This window comes from Salmonella sp. SAL04162 (assembly GCF_046551535.1).
Lineage (GTDB): Bacteria > Pseudomonadota > Gammaproteobacteria > Enterobacterales > Enterobacteriaceae > Salmonella > Salmonella enterica.
This window is the reverse complement of the sequence record NZ_JBGDVX010000016.1, coordinates 57,112-74,579: the sequence shown is the minus strand read 5'-3', so window position 1 is coordinate 74,579 and position 17,468 is coordinate 57,112. Positions and strand designations below refer to the sequence as shown.

17 protein-coding genes are annotated in these 17,468 nt (G+C 53.3%); 15 read left to right on the top strand and 2 right to left on the bottom strand.

Translation table 11 applies throughout. The features are described 5' to 3' along the window. Nucleotides 1–10: 10 nt before the first annotated feature. Nucleotides 11–1,492, bottom strand: a complete 1,482-nt coding sequence (gene gppA / locus ACLJRH_RS23425) for a guanosine-5'-triphosphate,3'-diphosphate diphosphatase (RefSeq protein ID WP_001089447.1) — start codon at nucleotides 1,490–1,492, stop codon at nucleotides 11–13. Nucleotides 1,493–1,610: 118 nt separating this feature from the next. After that, the gene (rhlB, locus tag ACLJRH_RS23420) at nucleotides 1,611–2,876 is read right to left on the bottom strand and encodes an ATP-dependent RNA helicase RhlB (protein ID WP_000047525.1); all 1,266 of its coding nucleotides are present in this window, start codon (nucleotides 2,874–2,876) and stop codon (nucleotides 1,611–1,613) included. 143 nt (nucleotides 2,877–3,019) lie between these two features. Between rhlB and trxA the strand changes: the two genes are divergently transcribed. The 15 genes from trxA (at nucleotide 3,020) to wecG (ending at nucleotide 17,397) form a co-directional block, all read left to right on the top strand. After that, nucleotides 3,020–3,349, top strand: coding sequence for a thioredoxin TrxA (gene trxA / locus ACLJRH_RS23415; RefSeq protein WP_001280776.1), 330 nt, complete (start codon nucleotides 3,020–3,022; stop codon nucleotides 3,347–3,349). 247 nt (nucleotides 3,350–3,596) lie between these two features. Beyond that, a complete protein-coding gene (locus ACLJRH_RS23410; protein WP_134820045.1) occupies nucleotides 3,597–3,680 on the top strand; it encodes a rho operon leader peptide in 84 nt (27 codons plus the stop codon). An 87-nt stretch (nucleotides 3,681–3,767) separates the two neighbouring features. After that, entirely contained in the window at nucleotides 3,768–5,027 is a 1,260-nt protein-coding gene (rho, locus tag ACLJRH_RS23405) for a transcription termination factor Rho (RefSeq protein ID WP_001054532.1), read from the top strand. 229 nt (nucleotides 5,028–5,256) lie between these two features. Next, nucleotides 5,257–6,360, top strand: a complete 1,104-nt coding sequence (wecA, locus tag ACLJRH_RS23400; protein ID WP_000771937.1) for a UDP-N-acetylglucosamine--undecaprenyl-phosphate N-acetylglucosaminephosphotransferase — start codon at nucleotides 5,257–5,259, stop codon at nucleotides 6,358–6,360. A gap of 11 nt (nucleotides 6,361–6,371) precedes the next feature. Then, nucleotides 6,372–7,418 carry an ECA polysaccharide chain length modulation protein gene (gene wzzE / locus ACLJRH_RS23395; protein ID WP_000193413.1) on the top strand — a complete coding sequence of 349 codons (1,047 nt, stop codon included), beginning with the start codon at nucleotides 6,372–6,374 and terminating at the stop codon, nucleotides 7,416–7,418. 55 nt (nucleotides 7,419–7,473) lie between these two features. After that, nucleotides 7,474–8,604: a non-hydrolyzing UDP-N-acetylglucosamine 2-epimerase gene (gene wecB, locus ACLJRH_RS23390; RefSeq protein ID WP_023137103.1), complete on the top strand. Its 1,131-nt coding sequence runs from the start codon at nucleotides 7,474–7,476 to the stop codon at nucleotides 8,602–8,604. Continuing rightward, nucleotides 8,601–9,863 (top strand): UDP-N-acetyl-D-mannosamine dehydrogenase, encoded by a 1,263-nt coding sequence (gene wecC / locus ACLJRH_RS23385; RefSeq protein ID WP_023137102.1) that lies wholly within the window; start codon nucleotides 8,601–8,603, stop codon nucleotides 9,861–9,863. Before wecB ends, wecC begins: the two co-directional genes overlap by 4 nt. After that, entirely contained in the window at nucleotides 9,863–10,930 is a 1,068-nt protein-coding gene (gene rffG / locus ACLJRH_RS23380) for a dTDP-glucose 4,6-dehydratase (protein ID WP_000822141.1), read from the top strand. The genes wecC and rffG overlap by 1 nt, the downstream gene beginning before the upstream one ends. After that, complete coding sequence (locus tag ACLJRH_RS23375) at nucleotides 10,873–11,187, top strand: sugar phosphate nucleotidyltransferase (protein ID WP_223151143.1); 315 nt, start codon at nucleotides 10,873–10,875, stop codon at nucleotides 11,185–11,187. Before rffG ends, ACLJRH_RS23375 begins: the two co-directional genes overlap by 58 nt. Beyond that, complete coding sequence (gene rffC, locus ACLJRH_RS23370) at nucleotides 11,165–11,842, top strand: dTDP-4-amino-4,6-dideoxy-D-galactose acyltransferase (RefSeq protein WP_001145154.1); 678 nt, start codon at nucleotides 11,165–11,167, stop codon at nucleotides 11,840–11,842. Before ACLJRH_RS23375 ends, rffC begins: the two co-directional genes overlap by 23 nt. 4 nt (nucleotides 11,843–11,846) lie before the next feature. After that, nucleotides 11,847–12,977 carry a dTDP-4-amino-4,6-dideoxygalactose transaminase gene (gene rffA / locus ACLJRH_RS23365; RefSeq protein ID WP_000612080.1) on the top strand — a complete coding sequence of 377 codons (1,131 nt, stop codon included), beginning with the start codon at nucleotides 11,847–11,849 and terminating at the stop codon, nucleotides 12,975–12,977. Nucleotide 12,978: 1 nt separating this feature from the next. Next, nucleotides 12,979–14,229 (top strand): lipid III flippase WzxE, encoded by a 1,251-nt coding sequence (wzxE, locus tag ACLJRH_RS23360; RefSeq protein WP_023223138.1) that lies wholly within the window; start codon nucleotides 12,979–12,981, stop codon nucleotides 14,227–14,229. Continuing rightward, nucleotides 14,226–15,305, top strand: coding sequence for a TDP-N-acetylfucosamine:lipid II N-acetylfucosaminyltransferase (locus tag ACLJRH_RS23355; protein ID WP_023137101.1), 1,080 nt, complete (start codon nucleotides 14,226–14,228; stop codon nucleotides 15,303–15,305). The genes wzxE and ACLJRH_RS23355 overlap by 4 nt, the downstream gene beginning before the upstream one ends. Continuing rightward, nucleotides 15,302–16,660, top strand: a complete 1,359-nt coding sequence (gene wzyE, locus ACLJRH_RS23350; RefSeq protein ID WP_000055605.1) for an ECA oligosaccharide polymerase — start codon at nucleotides 15,302–15,304, stop codon at nucleotides 16,658–16,660. The genes ACLJRH_RS23355 and wzyE overlap by 4 nt, the downstream gene beginning before the upstream one ends. After that, nucleotides 16,657–17,397, top strand: coding sequence for a lipopolysaccharide N-acetylmannosaminouronosyltransferase (wecG, locus tag ACLJRH_RS23345; protein ID WP_000183625.1), 741 nt, complete (start codon nucleotides 16,657–16,659; stop codon nucleotides 17,395–17,397). The genes wzyE and wecG overlap by 4 nt, the downstream gene beginning before the upstream one ends. Nucleotides 17,398–17,468 lie beyond the last annotated feature (71 nt).

The following is a 17,468-nucleotide window of genomic DNA, read 5'->3' as shown; positions in this document are numbered from 1 at the left end:
CAGACTACGGTTAGCGAACGTCCAGCGGCCAGTGTACATAGCTTTGCCACTGGCTTTCCTGATCAATCAACTCTTTACCCAGCGGGTGATGCGCCAGCCAGTCGCCAGGCAAGGTTAACGTCAGATTTTCATTTAGCGCCTGTAGCGTAATTTCTGGTACCAGATCGTCACGACGGCGACCGGCAAAAAGAATCGCCAGGCGCAGCAAACGGCATAGCTGTTCCGCAACACGGGGCGGTACCGCGTTTTGCTGATGAAGCGAAGATAGATCGACCGGATTGGTCTGATTCAGTAAGAGGGTGGCGAGCAACTTTTTCTGCGCGGGCGTATAGCCAGGCAGATCCAAATGGCGTACTAAATAGGCGGCATGATAGGGCGCCTGTTTAAAATCAACGCTCAGACCGATCTCATGCAACTGGCAAGCGCTAAGCAACAGTTCACGACTGATAGGCTCAATATGCCAGGCATTTTCTACCTGTTTGAGGAAGTTATCTGCCAGCTTCGCTACGCGGTTCGCCTGATCGGTATCGACGATAAACCGACGCTGAATGTTTCGCAGCGTGCGGCTGCGGATATCCTGATCTACCGCCAGATGCAACATCCCATACACCAGCCCTTCGCGTAACGCGCCGCCTGCCAGCGTCATGCTCTGGATGTTCAGCTCGGTAAATATCGCGATCAGAATAGCCAGCCCACTTGGGAAAACCAGCGCGCGTTCCAGCGTCAGGCCTTCGATTTCCAGCTCTTCCAGACGCCCGCACTGTATCGCGCGTTGTTTTAGCTGCTGCAGTTTGGCGAGCGTAATGCGCTCGTCCATCCCCTGCGCCATCATGATTTCCTGCAATGCCTGTACGGTGCCGGAGGCACCCACGCAGACCTTCCAGCCATGAAAACGCAGTTCATCGGCGACCGGACGCAGTACATCGCGCGCGGCCTTCTCCGCATCATCAAAGTTTTCTTGCGCCAGATTACGATCGCTAAAATAGCGTTCAAGCCACGTTACGCAGCCCATCGACAGGCTAAACAGCGACGTGGTTTGCGCGCCAGTGCCGGTAACCAGTTCAGTGCTGGCGCCGCCGATATCCACCACCAGCCGCTGATCTGCGCCGCCGGTGGTATGAGCGACCCCCTGATAAATTAGCCGCGCCTCTTCTTCGCCGCTGATAACCTGCACCGGACAACCAAGGATAGTCTGCGCTTTCGCGATAAATTCCCCTGCATTGACGGCGAGACGCAATGTTGCGGTGGCAACCACGCGGATTTGCGGCTGCGGAATATCCTGCAAACGTTCAGCAAACAGACGCAGGCATTGCCAGCCGCGTTCCATCGCTTCGGCTGAAAGGTGGTTGTCGTTGTTCAGACCCGCGGCCAGACGCACCTTGCGTTTTATTCGGGTCAGCGTCTGGATGCTTCCCGCCGCCTCGCGCACGACCAGCATATGAAAACTATTGGAACCGAGATCAATAGCGGCATACAACGAGGTGGAATTCATACACTTCATCCTTCAACCTGTATCCGTGTTGGCTGCGTACTCTTCCTAAGCTCATCGGGATTTGTTTTCTTGCCGCCTTGATACAGGCTAAATGATTTTGTGTATGGCATAACTTTTCTTAACCTGAACGACGACGATTACGCGGAGCGCCAGCGCGGCGCGGACCATTGCCAGGACGCGAACGCGTCAGGCGCAACGGCTTGGGTAGATCGTTCATGAGCGCTTCCGGATTGTATTTGCTGACCGGAATCGAGTGGCCGATATAGCTCTCAATGGCGGGCAGATTCAGCGCATACTCTTCGCAAGCCAGGCTGATGGAATGTCCGCTGGCGCCAGCGCGACCGGTACGACCGATACGGTGAACATAGTCTTCACAATCATCTGGCAGATCGTAGTTAAAGACGTGCGTTACGGCGGGGATATGCAACCCGCGCGCCGCGACATCGGTCGCCACAAGAATATCCAGATCGCCGCGGGTGAACTCATCCAGAATCCGCAGGCGCTTTTTCTGCGCGACGTCACCGGTCAGCAGACCAACACGATGGCCATCTGCCGCCAGATGTCCCCAGATATCTTCGCAACGATGCTTGGTGTTGGCGAAAATAATGGCGCGATCCGGCCACTCTTCTTCGATCAGCGTTTGCAGTAAACGCATTTTCTCTTCATTAGAGGGGTAGAAAAGCTCTTCTTTAATGCGGTGGCCGGTCTTTTGCTCCGGTTCCACTTCAACATATTCGGCGTTGTTCATCTGTTCAAACGCCAGCTCGCGAACCCGATAAGACAGGGTGGCGGAGAACAACATGTTCAGACGCTGCGCAGCCGGCGGCATACGACGGAACAGCCAGCGGATATCTTTAATAAAGCCCAAATCGTACATGCGATCGGCTTCATCGAGTACGACGACCTGAATGGCGCCGAGGTTAATGTGGTTTTGTTTGGCGTAGTCGATCAGTCGGCCCGTCGTACCAATAAGAATATCAACGCCGCTTTCCAGCACTTTAAGCTGCTTGTCGTAACCATCGCCGCCGTAAGCCAGGCCTAATTTTAAGCCTGTCGCTTGCGCCAACGGCTCCGCGTCTGCGTGAATTTGTACGGCTAATTCACGCGTCGGCGCCATGATCAGCGCGCGCGGCTGGTTCACCTTGCGATCGTCGATCGCGGGATGAGAAAGTAAATAATGAAACGTTGACGTCAGAAACGCCATCGTTTTCCCGGTACCGGTTTGCGCCTGCCCTGCAACGTCACGACCCGCCAGCGTTAGCGGAAGGGCCAGTGCCTGAATGGGCGTACAATTATAAAACCCTTTTTTTTCAAGGGCTTCAACCACCTGTGGGTGCAGGGCGAAGTCGGAAAACTTCTGTTCTGTTAAATGTGTTTTGCTCATAGTGTGGTAGAATATCAGCTTACTATTGCTTTACGAAAGCGTATCCGGTGAAATAAAGTCAACCTTTGTTGGCGAAGTTAACATCAGCACCTCGTTGGTTAATGCTACACCAACACGCCAGGCTTATTCCTGTGGAGTTATATATGAGCGATAAAATTATTCACCTGACTGACGACAGTTTTGACACGGATGTACTCAAAGCGGACGGGGCTATCCTCGTTGATTTCTGGGCAGAGTGGTGCGGGCCGTGTAAAATGATCGCTCCGATTCTGGATGAAATCGCTGACGAATATCAGGGCAAATTGACCGTTGCCAAACTGAACATTGACCAGAACCCAGGTACTGCGCCTAAATATGGCATCCGCGGTATTCCGACTCTGCTGCTGTTTAAAAACGGCGAAGTGGCGGCAACCAAAGTAGGCGCACTGTCTAAAGGTCAGTTGAAAGAGTTTCTCGACGCCAATCTGGCGTAATACCTTTTATACGTCGAATGACAAAGGCGCTGTATGGTCAGGCGTCTGTCATTCGACGAATGATTAAGGTATCAGGCAGTTTCGTGGCGTCTGTTGTCCTTACGTTATTCTTAAATTGTCAGGATCTCTGGACGCCCGGTCTGAGTCGTGCTAAGTTAGTATTGACTTCGAATTAAACATACCTTATTAAGTTTGAATCTGGTTTTATCCGTCACTTCCCGTTTTTTCTCGCACGAGAAGTGGAAAGATTCCTGGCTCTTCGCTCATTCCGTCTTGTCGTTTCAGTTCTGCGTACTTTCCTGTGACCAGACAGCGAACAGACATGAGTTGATAGCCGTAAACAGGCATGGATGACCCTGCCATACCATTCACAACATTAAGTTCGAGATTTACCCCAAGTTTAAGAACTCACACCATTATGAATCTTACCGAATTAAAGAATACGCCGGTTTCTGAGCTGATCACTCTCGGCGAAAGTATGGGGCTGGAAAACCTGGCCCGTATGCGCAAGCAGGACATTATTTTTGCCATCCTGAAGCAGCACGCAAAGAGTGGCGAAGATATCTTTGGCGACGGTGTGCTGGAGATATTGCAGGATGGATTTGGTTTCCTCCGTTCTGCAGACAGCTCCTACCTCGCCGGTCCTGATGATATCTACGTTTCCCCCAGCCAAATCCGCCGTTTCAACCTCCGCACTGGTGATACCATTTCTGGTAAGATTCGCCCGCCGAAAGAAGGTGAACGCTATTTTGCGCTGTTGAAAGTTAACGAAGTTAACTACGACAAACCGGAAAACGCCCGTAACAAAATCCTCTTTGAGAACTTAACCCCGCTGCACGCAAACTCTCGTCTGCGTATGGAGCGTGGTAACGGTTCTACCGAAGACTTAACGGCACGCGTTCTGGATCTGGCTTCGCCGATCGGTCGCGGCCAGCGCGGTCTGATTGTCGCGCCGCCGAAGGCGGGTAAAACCATGCTGCTGCAGAACATCGCGCAGAGCATCGCGTATAACCACCCAGACTGCGTGCTGATGGTGCTGCTGATTGACGAACGTCCGGAAGAAGTAACCGAGATGCAGCGTCTGGTGAAAGGCGAAGTGGTTGCGTCTACCTTTGACGAACCGGCATCCCGCCACGTTCAGGTTGCTGAAATGGTTATCGAGAAGGCGAAACGTCTGGTTGAACACAAGAAAGACGTTATCATTCTGCTCGACTCCATCACCCGTCTGGCGCGTGCCTACAACACCGTGGTGCCGGCTTCCGGTAAAGTATTGACCGGTGGTGTGGACGCTAACGCCCTGCATCGTCCGAAGCGTTTCTTCGGCGCGGCGCGTAACGTGGAAGAGGGCGGTAGCCTGACGATCATCGCGACGGCGCTGATCGATACCGGTTCCAAGATGGACGAAGTTATCTACGAAGAGTTTAAAGGTACCGGTAACATGGAGCTGCATCTTTCGCGTAAGATCGCTGAAAAACGTGTCTTCCCGGCTATCGACTACAACCGTTCCGGTACCCGTAAAGAAGAGCTGCTCACCACTCAGGAAGAGCTGCAGAAAATGTGGATCCTGCGTAAAATCATCCATCCGATGGGTGAAATTGACGCGATGGAATTCCTCATTAACAAACTGGCGATGACCAAAACTAATGACGACTTTTTCGAGATGATGAAGCGCTCATAACCTGGTCTTTACCTGAAAACGCCACGTTTTTACGTGGCGTTTTTGTTTTGCGATTCATCTTAGCGTCATGTCATATAAACTGGTCATCGGGATATGCGCTACAGAGTAACACCATGCACAATACACATTGTTTGCGGTAAAAAGTGTAATGTTCTAACAGGTCTCTTCTAGGAGCTGGCGTAACGCATTATACTTTAAGGAAATGATATATGCTGAGAGCACATACACTGTGAAGTTACTCACCGCTTTATCTGAGCTAATCAGTATTTTTTTATTCACGACCATTTTTATTTTTCTTGCGCGAAAAGTAGCCATAAAAATTGGTTTAGTGGATAAACCAAACTTTCGTAAACGACATCAGGGTGTTATCCCATTAGTCGGCGGGATTTCTGTGTTTGCAGGAATCTGCTTTATGTTTGGCCTCTCGGATTACTACATACCGCACTTATCGCTATATCTTATTTGCGCTGGTGTATTGGTTTTTGTTGGTGCGATGGATGACCGTTTTGATATCAGTGTAAAAATTCGTGCTGTGGTTCAGGCCGTTATTGCGGTTGTAATGATGGTTATCGCAAAACTTCACTTAGGTAGCCTTGGTTACATCTTTGGGCCTTGGGAGTTAGTGCTTGGCCCCTTTGGCTATTTCCTTACCCTGTTTGCGGTATGGGCGGCGATCAACGCTTTCAATATGGTGGACGGTATTGACGGCCTGCTGGGGGGGTTATCCAGCGTCTCATTTGCGGCGATGGGGCTGATTTTATGGTTTGATGGTCAGACTAGCCTGGCAATGTGGTGCTTTGCCATGATCGCCGCGATTCTGCCTTACATTATGCTTAATCTCGGTATTTTGGGGCGGCGTTATAAAGTCTTTATGGGCGATGCCGGTAGTACACTGATTGGCTTTACCGTCATCTGGCTCTTACTGGAAACGACGCAGGGGAAAACTCACTCTATCAGCCCGGTTACTGCGCTATGGATTATCGCTATTCCATTGATGGATATGGTGGCGATTATGTATCGCCGTCTGCGTAAAGGGATGAGCCCCTTTTCCCCTGATCGCCAACATATTCATCATTTGGTTATGCGAGCAGGGTTTACTTCCCGCCAGGCATTTGTTCTTATTACGCTCGCAGCGGCGATTCTGGCGGGAGTAGGCGTAACGGCAGAATACTCTCATTTTGTTCCTGAATGGGTTATGTTGGTGCTCTTTTTGCTAGCATTCTTCCTCTATGGCTACTGCATTAAGCGGGCCTGGAAGGTGGCGAGATTTATTAAGCGTGTGAAGCGTCGCCTGCGCAGGCAACGTGAGAACCGGCCAAACTTAACCAAGTAAATGAGGATACGATGACACAACCATTACCGGGGGCACGCGCGGTGAGCGCTGAAAATGAACTGGATATTCGCGGGTTGTTTCGTACTTTATGGGCTGGCAAATTCTGGATTATCGGCATTGGCCTGCTATTTGCCCTTATCGCGTTAGCCTATACCTTTTTTGCTCGTCAGGAGTGGAGTGCGACGGCGATCACCGATCGCCCAACCGTAAATATGTTGGGCGGTTATTACTCCCAGCAGCAGTTTCTGCGCAACCTGGATATTAAGACCGATCCTGCTTCTTCTGATAAGCCCTCGGTGATGGATGAAGCGTATAAAGAGTTCATCATGCAACTTGCCTCCTGGGATACGCGTCGCGATTTCTGGTTACAGACGGACTATTACAAGCAGCGAATGGTCGGGAATAGCAAAGCTGATGCGGCGATGCTTGATGAACTGATCAATAACATACAGTTTACGCCCGGCGATTTTACACGCGCCATCAACGACAATGTGAAGCTGATTGCTGAAACTGCGCCGGACGCCAATAATCTGCTGCGTCAGTATGTCGCATTCGCCAGCCAGCGGGCGGCGAGCCATCTGAATGATGAATTAAAAGGCGCCTGGGCTGCGCGTACCGTGCAGATGAAAGCGCAGGTCAAACGGCAGGAAGAGGTTGCGAAAGCGATCTATTCACGTCGTGTAAACAGTATTGAGCAGGCGCTCAAAATTGCGGAACAACATAATATTTCTCGTAGCGCGACGGATGTCCCGGCGGATGAATTACCGGACTCAGAGCTTTTTTTACTCGGTCGCCCTATGTTGCAGGCGCGTCTTGAAAATCTGCAAGCGGTTGGCCCTGCGTTCGATTTGGACTACTTTCAAAATCGGGCAATGTTGAATACGCTTAATGTGGGGCCGACCCTGGACCCTCGTTTTCAGACCTATCGTTATTTGCGTACGCCGGAAGAACCGGTAAAACGTGATAGCCCACGCCGAGCCTTCCTGATGATTATGTGGGGTATCGTTGGGGCGCTAATCGGTGCGGGCGTTGCCTTAACCCGTCGCCGCACGATTTAGCAACACCTCTGCAGTAGGGGGCTGGGCCCCTGCTGTCTATTCGAAGAGAATCGATGTGAAAGTACTGACTGTATTTGGTACACGACCGGAGGCCATTAAGATGGCGCCTCTGGTCCATGCGCTGGAAAAAGATCCTCATTTCGAGGCCAAAGTATGCGTTACTGCGCAGCATCGGGAGATGCTTGATCAGGTATTAACTCTTTTTTCTATTGTGCCTGATTACGATCTCAACATTATGCGGCCGGGACAGGGGTTGACGGAAATTACCTGCCGAATTCTGGAGGGATTAAAGCCGATCCTGGCAGATTTTAAACCTGATGTGGTGCTGGTTCATGGCGATACCACCACTACGATTGCTACCAGCCTGGCGGCTTTCTATCAACGAATTCCGGTAGGGCACGTAGAAGCCGGGTTGCGAACCGGCGATCTTTATTCCCCCTGGCCGGAAGAGGCAAACCGCACGCTGACCGGACATCTGGCGATGTACCACTTTGCGCCGACGGAAAACTCGCGGCAGAATCTGTTGCGGGAGAACATTCCGGATGAGCGCATTTTTGTCACTGGCAATACCGTTATCGACGCGCTGATCTGGGTACGCGATCGCGTTCTGGCGAGCGATACATTACAGGCTGAACTGGCCGAGCAGTATCCTTTCCTCAATGTGAATAAGAAGATGATTTTGGTGACCGGTCATCGGCGTGAAAGCTTTGGTCAGGGCTTTGAGCATATCTGCCAGGCGCTGGCGGAAATCGCCGCCGCGAACCAGAATGTGCAAATTGTCTATCCGGTGCACCTCAATCCCAACGTTAGCGAACCTGTCAACCGTATCCTCGGCCATGTTGAAAACGTGGTGCTGATTGAGCCGCAGGACTACTTACCTTTTGTCTGGCTGATGAATCACGCCTGGCTCATTCTGACCGATTCCGGCGGTATTCAGGAAGAAGCGCCGTCATTAGGTAAGCCGGTATTGGTCATGCGTGAAACCACAGAGCGTCCGGAAGCCATTACCGCTGGTACGGTAAGACTGATCGGCACGGACTCCCGGCGCATTGTGGCGGAAGTTATGCGTCTGCTGCACGACGAAAATGAATATCAAACTATGAGCCGCGCCCATAATCCTTATGGTGACGGGCAATCATGCGCGCGCATTTTACAGGCGTTAAAAAGTTATCGGGTATCGTTATGAGTTTTACGACCATTTCTGTTATTGGGCTGGGGTATATCGGATTACCGACTGCGGCCGCTTTTGCTTCCCGCCAGAAGCAGGTTATCGGCGTGGATATCAACCAACATGCGGTAGACACCATAAATCGCGGTGAAATTCACATCGTGGAGCCGGCGTTGGGCAATGTGGTGAAGATGGCGGTGGAAGGCGGCTTTCTGCGTGCGACGACGACACCTGTCGAGGCCGATGCGTACCTGATTGCCGTGCCGACGCCATTCAAAGGCGATCACGACCCTGACATGGCCTATGTGGAAGCCGCGGCGAAATCCATTGCGCCGGTATTAAAAAAAGGGGCACTGGTGATTCTGGAATCAACATCGCCGGTCGGCGCAACGGAGCAAATGGCCGGCTGGCTGGCCGGGATGCGCCCGGATCTGACCTTTCCCCAGCAGGCGGGCGAGCAGACCGACGTGAATATCGCCTATTGTCCGGAACGTGTGCTGCCGGGTCAGGTGATGGTGGAACTCATTAAAAATGACCGCGTGATTGGCGGTATGACGCCAGTATGTTCGGCTCGCGCCAGCGCGCTGTACAAAATTTTCCTTGAGGGCGAATGCGTTGTCACCAACTCGCGCACCGCAGAGATGTGCAAGCTGACGGAAAATAGCTTCCGTGATGTGAATATCGCCTTTGCGAATGAATTGTCGCTGATTTGCGCCGAACAGGGGATTAACGTCTGGGAATTGATCCGCCTGGCGAACCGCCATCCGCGCGTCAATATTTTGCAGCCGGGCCCAGGCGTTGGCGGGCACTGCATTGCGGTCGATCCGTGGTTTATTGTGGCGCAAAATCCGCAGCAGGCGAGACTGATTCGCACCGCGCGTGAAGTGAACGACGGCAAACCGCACTGGGTGGTCGATCAGGTAAAAGCCGCGGTCGCAGATTGCCTGGCGGCCACCGATAAACGCGCCAGCGAAGTGAAAATCGCCTGTTTTGGGCTGGCCTTTAAGCCGAATATCGACGATCTGCGCGAAAGCCCGGCGATGGGGATCGCGCAAAGTATCGCCCGCTGGCACAGCGGCGAAACCCTGGTCGTCGAACCGAATATCCATCAGTTGCCGAAAAAATTGGACGGACTTTGCACGCTGGCGAAACTGGACGCGGCGCTGGCCGCCGCCGATGTGCTGGTGATGCTGGTCGATCATGACGAATTTAAAGCGATTCCCGGCGATGCGGTTAATCAACGTTATGTGGTTGATACCAAAGGAGTCTGGCGCTGATGAAACGGATTCTGGTGACCGGCGGCGCAGGCTTTATCGGATCTGCGGTGGTGCGGCATATCATCCATGAAACGGCAGACGCGGTGGTGGTGGTGGATAAACTCACCTATGCGGGCAACCTGATGTCTCTGGCGTCGGTGGCGCAAAGCGACCGTTTCGCCTTTGAGAAGGTGGATATCTGCGATCGGGCATCACTGGAGCGAGTTTTCCAGCAGTATCAGCCCGATAGCGTGATGCACCTGGCGGCGGAAAGCCATGTAGACCGTTCCATCGACGGCCCCGCGGCGTTTATTGAAACGAATATCGTTGGTACTTACACCTTGCTGGAAGCCGCTCGCGCTTACTGGTCCGCGCTTGACGCGGACGCTAAAGCGGCGTTCCGCTTCCACCATATCTCCACCGATGAAGTGTATGGCGATCTGCATACTGCAGACGATTTCTTCACCGAAACCACGCCATATGCGCCAAGCAGCCCTTATTCCGCCTCCAAAGCCAGCAGCGACCATCTGGTACGCGCCTGGTTACGTACCTACGGTTTGCCTACGCTTGTCACCAACTGCTCTAATAACTACGGGCCCTACCATTTCCCGGAAAAACTGATCCCGCTGATGATTCTGAACGCGCTGGCGGGTAAACCATTGCCGGTCTATGGCAACGGCCAGCAAATTCGCGACTGGCTGTATGTGGAAGATCATGCCCGTGCGTTGTATCACGTGGTGACGAACGGCGCGGTGGGCGAAACGTATAATATCGGCGGTCATAACGAACGTAAAAATCTGGATGTGGTCAGGACGATTTGCGCTCTGCTGGAGGAACTGGCCCCGCAAAAACCGCAGGGTGTGGCGAATTATCACGATCTGATTACCTTCGTCGACGATCGACCCGGCCATGACTTACGTTATGCCATCGACGCGTCGAAAATCGCCCGCGATCTGGGCTGGACGCCGCAGGAAACCTTCGAAAGCGGGATGCGAAAAACCGTTCAGTGGTATCTCGCCAATGAGGCCTGGTGGAAACCCGTGCAGGATGGCAGTTATCAGGGCGAACGCTTAGGACTGAAACGCTAAACGGCAGGTTCTTACTCCTGGAGGAGAAACGAATGAAAGGCATCATTCTGGCCGGAGGTTCCGGTACCCGGTTGCATCCCATTACGCGCGGCGTATCAAAGCGCCAGGGCTTCAAAATTGCCTGTCTGGAGGAGATTGCCTGGCGCAACGGCTGGCTGGATGATGATGGTTTGAAACGCGCCGCCAGTCAGCTTGAAAAAACCGGCTATGGCCAATATTTACTGGAGTTGCTCCGTGCCCGTCCGCGCCAGTATTGAACCGTTACTCTGGGAAAATACGTTCTTTGGCGTGAATAGCGGCATTGTGCGTATCGATGCCTCAGCGCCCGAATTAACGCCAGAAGCGCTGCAGGCGTGGCAACGCGTGCAGGTAAAAGTGCCGGCTGAAAACATCGCCTGGCTGTCGGCGTTGCAATCGCTGGGATTCTCTTTGGTTGAAGGCGAAGTGGATTTTGCGTTGCCGGTAAAAGGGCATCGCGACCAGCATGGCGCGGAAATTGCACACCTTAAAGACATTCCTGCTTTGCGTCAGTTGGCCGGAGAGGCGTTTACGCAGAGTCGTTTTCGCGCGCCGTGGTATGCGCCCGACGCCAGCGCCCGTTTTTACGCCCAGTGGATTGAGAATGCGGTACGCGGCACGTTTGATCACCAATGCCTGGTGCTTCGCACAGAGACAGGCGCTATCCGCGGTTACGTCTCGCTGCGGGAATTGAATGATACCGACGCGCGCATTGGCCTGTTGGCCGGACGCGGCGCGGGAGCGGAACTTATGCAGGCGGCGATCTGTTGGGCGCAGAGTCGCGGCAAAGCAACATTGCGGGTGGCGACCCAGTTGGGCAACACCGCCGCGCTTAAACGTTACATACAAAGCGGTGCCAACATCGAAAGCACTGCGTACTGGTTATACAGGTGACAACATGATTCCTTTTAATGCGCCGCCGGTGGTGGGAACCGAACTCGAATACATGCAGTCTGCAATGAGCAGCGGCAAACTGTGCGGCGACGGCGGCTTTACGCGTCGTTGCCAGCAGTGGCTGGAGCAACATTTCGGCAGCGCGAAGGTGTTGCTGACGCCTTCCTGTACCGCATCACTCGAGATGGCGGCTCTGTTGTTGGATATTCAGCCCGGCGATGAAGTGATCATGCCGAGCTTTACGTTTGTCTCCACCGCTAACGCTTTTGTCCTGCGCGGCGCGAAAATTGTGTTTGTCGATATTCGTCCGGATACGATGAATATTGACGAAACGCTGATTGAGGCGGCGATTACTGATAAAACCCGCGCTATCGTGCCGGTACATTACGCTGGCGTCGCTTGTGAAATGGACGTCATCATGGCGCTGGCGGATAAGTATAATCTGTTCGTTGTCGAGGACGCCGCCCAGGGCGTGATGTCCACGTACAAAGGGCGCGCGTTAGGAACGATCGGTCACATCGGCTGTTTTAGCTTCCATGAAACCAAAAATTACACCGCTGGCGGCGAAGGCGGCGCGACGCTGATCAATGATCGTACGCTGATTGAACGCGCGGAGATCATCCGCGAAAAAGGCACCAACCGCAGCCAGTTCTTCCGTGGTCAGGTGGACAAATACACCTGGCGGGATATCGGCTCCAGTTATTTGATGTCCGATCTGCAGGCTGCCTACCTGTGGGCGCAACTGGAGGCCGCCGATCGTATCAATCAACAGCGTCTGTCGCTGTGGCAGACTTACTACGATGCGTTAACGCCGCTGGCGCGCGCCGGGCGTATCGAGCTGCCTTCTATTCCGGAAAACTGCGGGCATAATGCCCACATGTTTTACATCAAACTGCGGGATATCGCCGATCGCAGCGCGCTGATTAATTTCCTGAAAGAGGCGGAAATCATGGCGGTATTCCATTACATTCCGCTGCATGATTGTCCGGCGGGCGATAAATTTGGCGAGTTTATCGGGGACGATGTCTACACCACAAAAGAGAGCGAACGTTTGTTGCGTCTGCCGCTGTTTTATAATCTTGCGCCCGTCGATCAACGAACGGTGATTACTACCTTGCTAAATTATTTCTCCTGATATGTCGCTTGCTAAAGCCTCCCTGTGGACGGCGGTCAGTACGCTGGTAAAAATTGGCGCCGGACTGCTGGTGGTGAAACTACTGGCCGTCTCTTTTGGTCCGGCGGGCGTCGGACAAGCGAGTAACTTCCGCCAGATGATCACCGTGCTGGGCGTATTGGCTGGCGCCGGGATATTTAACGGCGTTACCAAACTCGTCGCACAATATCGTGATAACCCGGCGCAGTTACGTACCGTGGTGGGAACCTCCTCCGCGATGGTATTGGGTTTCTCTACGCTGCTGGCGCTGGTCTTCCTGCTGGCGGCGGCGCCGATTAGCCAGGGACTGTTCGGTCATACGGACTATCAAGGGCTGGTGCGTCTGGTTGCGCTGGTACAAATGGGGATCGCCTGGGCGAACCTGCTGCTGGCGCTAATGAAGGGCTTTCGTGACGCGTCGGGTAATGCCTTATCGTTAATTGTCGGCAGCTTTTTGGGCGTTGCCGCCTGGTATCTCTGCTACCGTGTCGGCGGCTATGAAGGCGCTCTGCTTGGCCTGGCGCTGGTGCCGGCGCTGGTGGTAGTGCCAGCCGGTATGATACTGATTAAGCGCGGCACCGTCCCGCTACGCTATCTCAAGCCCTCCTGGGACAACGGTCTGGCAGGGCAGCTCAGTAAATTTACCCTGATGGCGCTGATTACCTCCGTTACGATGCCGGTCGCCTATGTGATGATGCGAAACCAACTGGCCGCGCACTATAGCTGGAGCGATGTCGGGATCTGGCAGGGCGTAAGCAGCATTTCTGATGCCTATCTGCAATTTATCACCGCCTCCTTCAGCGTTTACCTGTTACCCACGCTCTCACGCCTGACGGAAAAACAGGACATTACGCGTGAAGTGGTAAAAGCGCTGAAATTTGTTTTACCGGCGGTCGCGGCGGCGAGTTTTACCGTCTGGCTACTGCGCGATTTTGCTATCTGGCTGCTTTTTTCCGCCAAATTCACCGCGATGCGCGATCTGTTCGCCTGGCAGTTAGTGGGCGACGTGCTGAAAGTCGGCGCCTATGTTTTCGGTTATCTGGTGATTGCCAAAGCGTCGTTGCGATTTTACATTCTGGCCGAAATTAGCCAGTTCATTCTGTTAACGGCATTCGCTCACTGGCTGATTCCCGCTCACGGCGCGCTGGGTGCGGCACAGGCTTATATGGCCACCTATATTGTCTATTTTTCACTTTGTTGCGGCGTATTTTTACTCTGGCGTAGGCGAGCATGACTGTACTGATTCACGTCCTGGGATCGGATATCCCTCACCATAACCACACCGTGTTGCGGTTTTTCAATGATACGCTGGCCGCCACAAGCGAGCACGCGCGTGAATTTATGGTTGCCGGCGAAGATAACGGCTTCACGGAAAGCTGCCCGGCGCTCTCGCTTCGTTTTTATGGCAGTAAGAAAGCGCTGGCGCAGGCGGTCATCGCCAAAGCGAAAGCAAATCGTCGACAGAGATTCTTCTTTCACGGTCAGTTCAACACCAGCCTGTGGCTGGCGCTGTTAAGCGGCGGTATTAAGCCAGCTCAGTTTTACTGGCATATCTGGGGCGCGGATCTCTACGAAGTGTCCCACGGGCTGAAATTCCGCCTTTTCTACCCGCTTCGTCGTATCGCGCAGGGACGAGTAGGAGGCGTATTCGCGACGCGCGGCGATCTCAGCTATTTTGCGCGCCAGCACCCGGGCGTACGCGGCGAGTTGCTCTATTTCCCGACGCGCATGGACCCTTCCCTGAACTCTATGGCAAAAGAGCGCCAACGTGCGGGGAAATTGACCATTTTAGTAGGGAACTCCGGCGATCGCAGTAACCAACATATTACGGCGTTACGGGCGGTGTATCAGCAGTTTGGCGATACGGTAAACGTGGTGGTGCCGATGGGCTATCCGGCCAATAACCAGGCCTATATTGATGAGGTTCGCCAGGCCGCTCTGGTGCTATTTAGCGCCGAAAATCTACAAATTCTTAGCGAAAAAATGGAATTTGATGCCTATCTTGCGCTGTTGCGCCAGTGCGACCTCGGTTATTTTATTTTTGCCCGCCAACAGGGGATCGGGACGTTGTGCCTGCTAATTCAGGCCGATATCCCGTGCGTACTGAATCGCGACAATCCTTTCTGGCAGGATATGGCGGAACAGCATCTGCCCGTCCTGTTTACCACGGACGATCTTAATGAGCAGGTCGTGCGCGAGGCGCAGCGTCAGCTCGCATCGGTAGATAAAAGCGGTATCACCTTCTTTAGCCCCAACTACCTGCAACCGTGGCATAATGCGTTGAGAATCGCCGCAGGAGAAGCCGAATGAGTTTAATGCAATTCAGCGGGCTGCTGGTGGTCTGGCTGCTCTCTACGCTGTTTATCGCCACGCTGACCTGGTTTGAATTTCGCCGCGTGCGTTTTAACTTCAACGTTTTCTTTTCGTTGCTGTTTTTGTTGACCTTCTTTTTTGGTTTTCCGCTAACCAGCGTGCTGGTATTTCGTTTCGACGTTGGCGTCGCGCCGCCGGAAATCTTATTGCAGGCTCTATTATCCGCCGCCTGTTTCTACGGCGTGTATTACGTGACCTATAAAACGCGTTTACGCAAACGCGTTGTGGATGTACCACGCAAGCCGCTATTTACCATGAACCGGGTGGAAACCCACCTTACCTGGGTGATCCTGATGGGCATCGCGCTGGTGAGCGTGGCGATTTTCTTTATGCATAACGGCTTTTTGCTGTTCCGGCTGCACTCCTACAGCCAGATCTTTTCCAGCGAAGTCTCCGGCGTGGCGTTAAAACGGTTCTTCTATTTCTTCATTCCGGCGATGCTGGTGGTCTATTTCCTGCGCCAGGACAGCAAAGCGTGGCTGTTCTTTCTGGTGAGCACCGTCGCGTTTGGTCTGTTGACCTACATGATTGTCGGCGGCACGCGCGCTAACATCATTATTGCGTTTGCTATCTTCCTGTTTATCGGCATTATTCGGGGCTGGATCAGCCTGTGGATGCTGGCAGCGGCGGGCGTGTTGGGGATTGTCGGTATGTTCTGGCTGGCGCTCAAACGCTACGGATTAAATGTGAGCGGCGATGAGGCGTTCTATACGTTTCTTTATCTGACGCGCGATACCTTTTCGCCGTGGGAGAATCTGGCGCTGCTGTTGCAAAATTACCACAATATCGATTTTCAGGGGCTGGCCCCTATCGTGCGTGATTTCTACGTCTTTATTCCCACCTGGTTATGGCCGGGACGACCCAGTATCGTGCTGAACTCTGCGAATTACTTCACCTGGGAAGTCCTGAACAACCATTCTGGCCTGGCGATATCGCCAACGCTTATCGGATCGCTGGTGGTCATGGGCGGGGCGCTGTTTATTCCGCTCGGCGCGATCGTCGTCGGGCTGATTATCAAATGGTTCGACTGGCTATATGAACTGGGTAACCGGGAGCCCAATCGCTATAAGGCGGCGATTCTGCACAGTTTCTGCTTTGGCGCCATCTTTAATATGATTGTGCTGGCGCGAGAAGGGCTGGATTCGTTTGTCTCGCGCGTGGTTTTCTTCCTGGTGGTTTTTGGCGCCAGCCTGCTGGTCGCTAAGCTTCTGTTCTGGTTATTTGATAGCGCCGGACTGATTCATAAACGTACAACTTCGCTCCCTCAGGCACAGGTGGAAGGAAAACTATGACTAACAATGCCGCTGCGCCCCTTTACTCGCTGCGAGGATTACCTCTGATTGGCTGGCGCGACATGTCACACGCGCTGAATTATCTGTTTGCCGATGGACAACTGAAGCAAGGTACGTTGGTGGCAATCAACGCCGAAAAGCTGCTGACGGCGGAAGATAATCCGGAAGTCCGCGCGTTGATAGCGGCGGCGGAATTTAAATATGCCGATGGCATCAGCGTGGTGCGTTCAATACGTAAAAAATTTCCGCAGGCGCAGGTTTCTCGTGTGGCTGGCGCTGACCTTTGGGAAGCGTTAATGGCGCGCGCGGGTAAAGAAGGCACGCCGGTATTTCTTGTCGGCGGCAAGCCTGAGGTGCTGGCGCAGACGGAAGCAAAACTGCGGACGCAGTGGAACGTCAATATTGTGGGTAGCCAGGACGGTTACTTTACGCCGGAGCAGCGTCAGGCGCTATTTTCGCGTATCCATGCCAGCGGCGCGAAAATTGTCACCGTCGCGATGGGATCGCCAAAACAGGAATTGCTCATGCGCGATTGTCGGGAAGTGCATCCCCATGCGCTATATATGGGGGTGGGCGGTACCTATGATGTGTTTACCGGTCACGTCAAACGCGCCCCCAAAATATGGCAGAACCTGGGGCTGGAGTGGTTGTATCGTCTGCTTTCTCAACCGAAGCGTATTACCCGCCAGATGCGTCTGCTGCGCTACCTTCGCTGGCACTATACTGGCGATCTCTAATTCTCCCTTCTGATGACTTGAGCAGCGGATTGTGCTTATGGCGCTGCTCATTTACAACACAATCGATGATT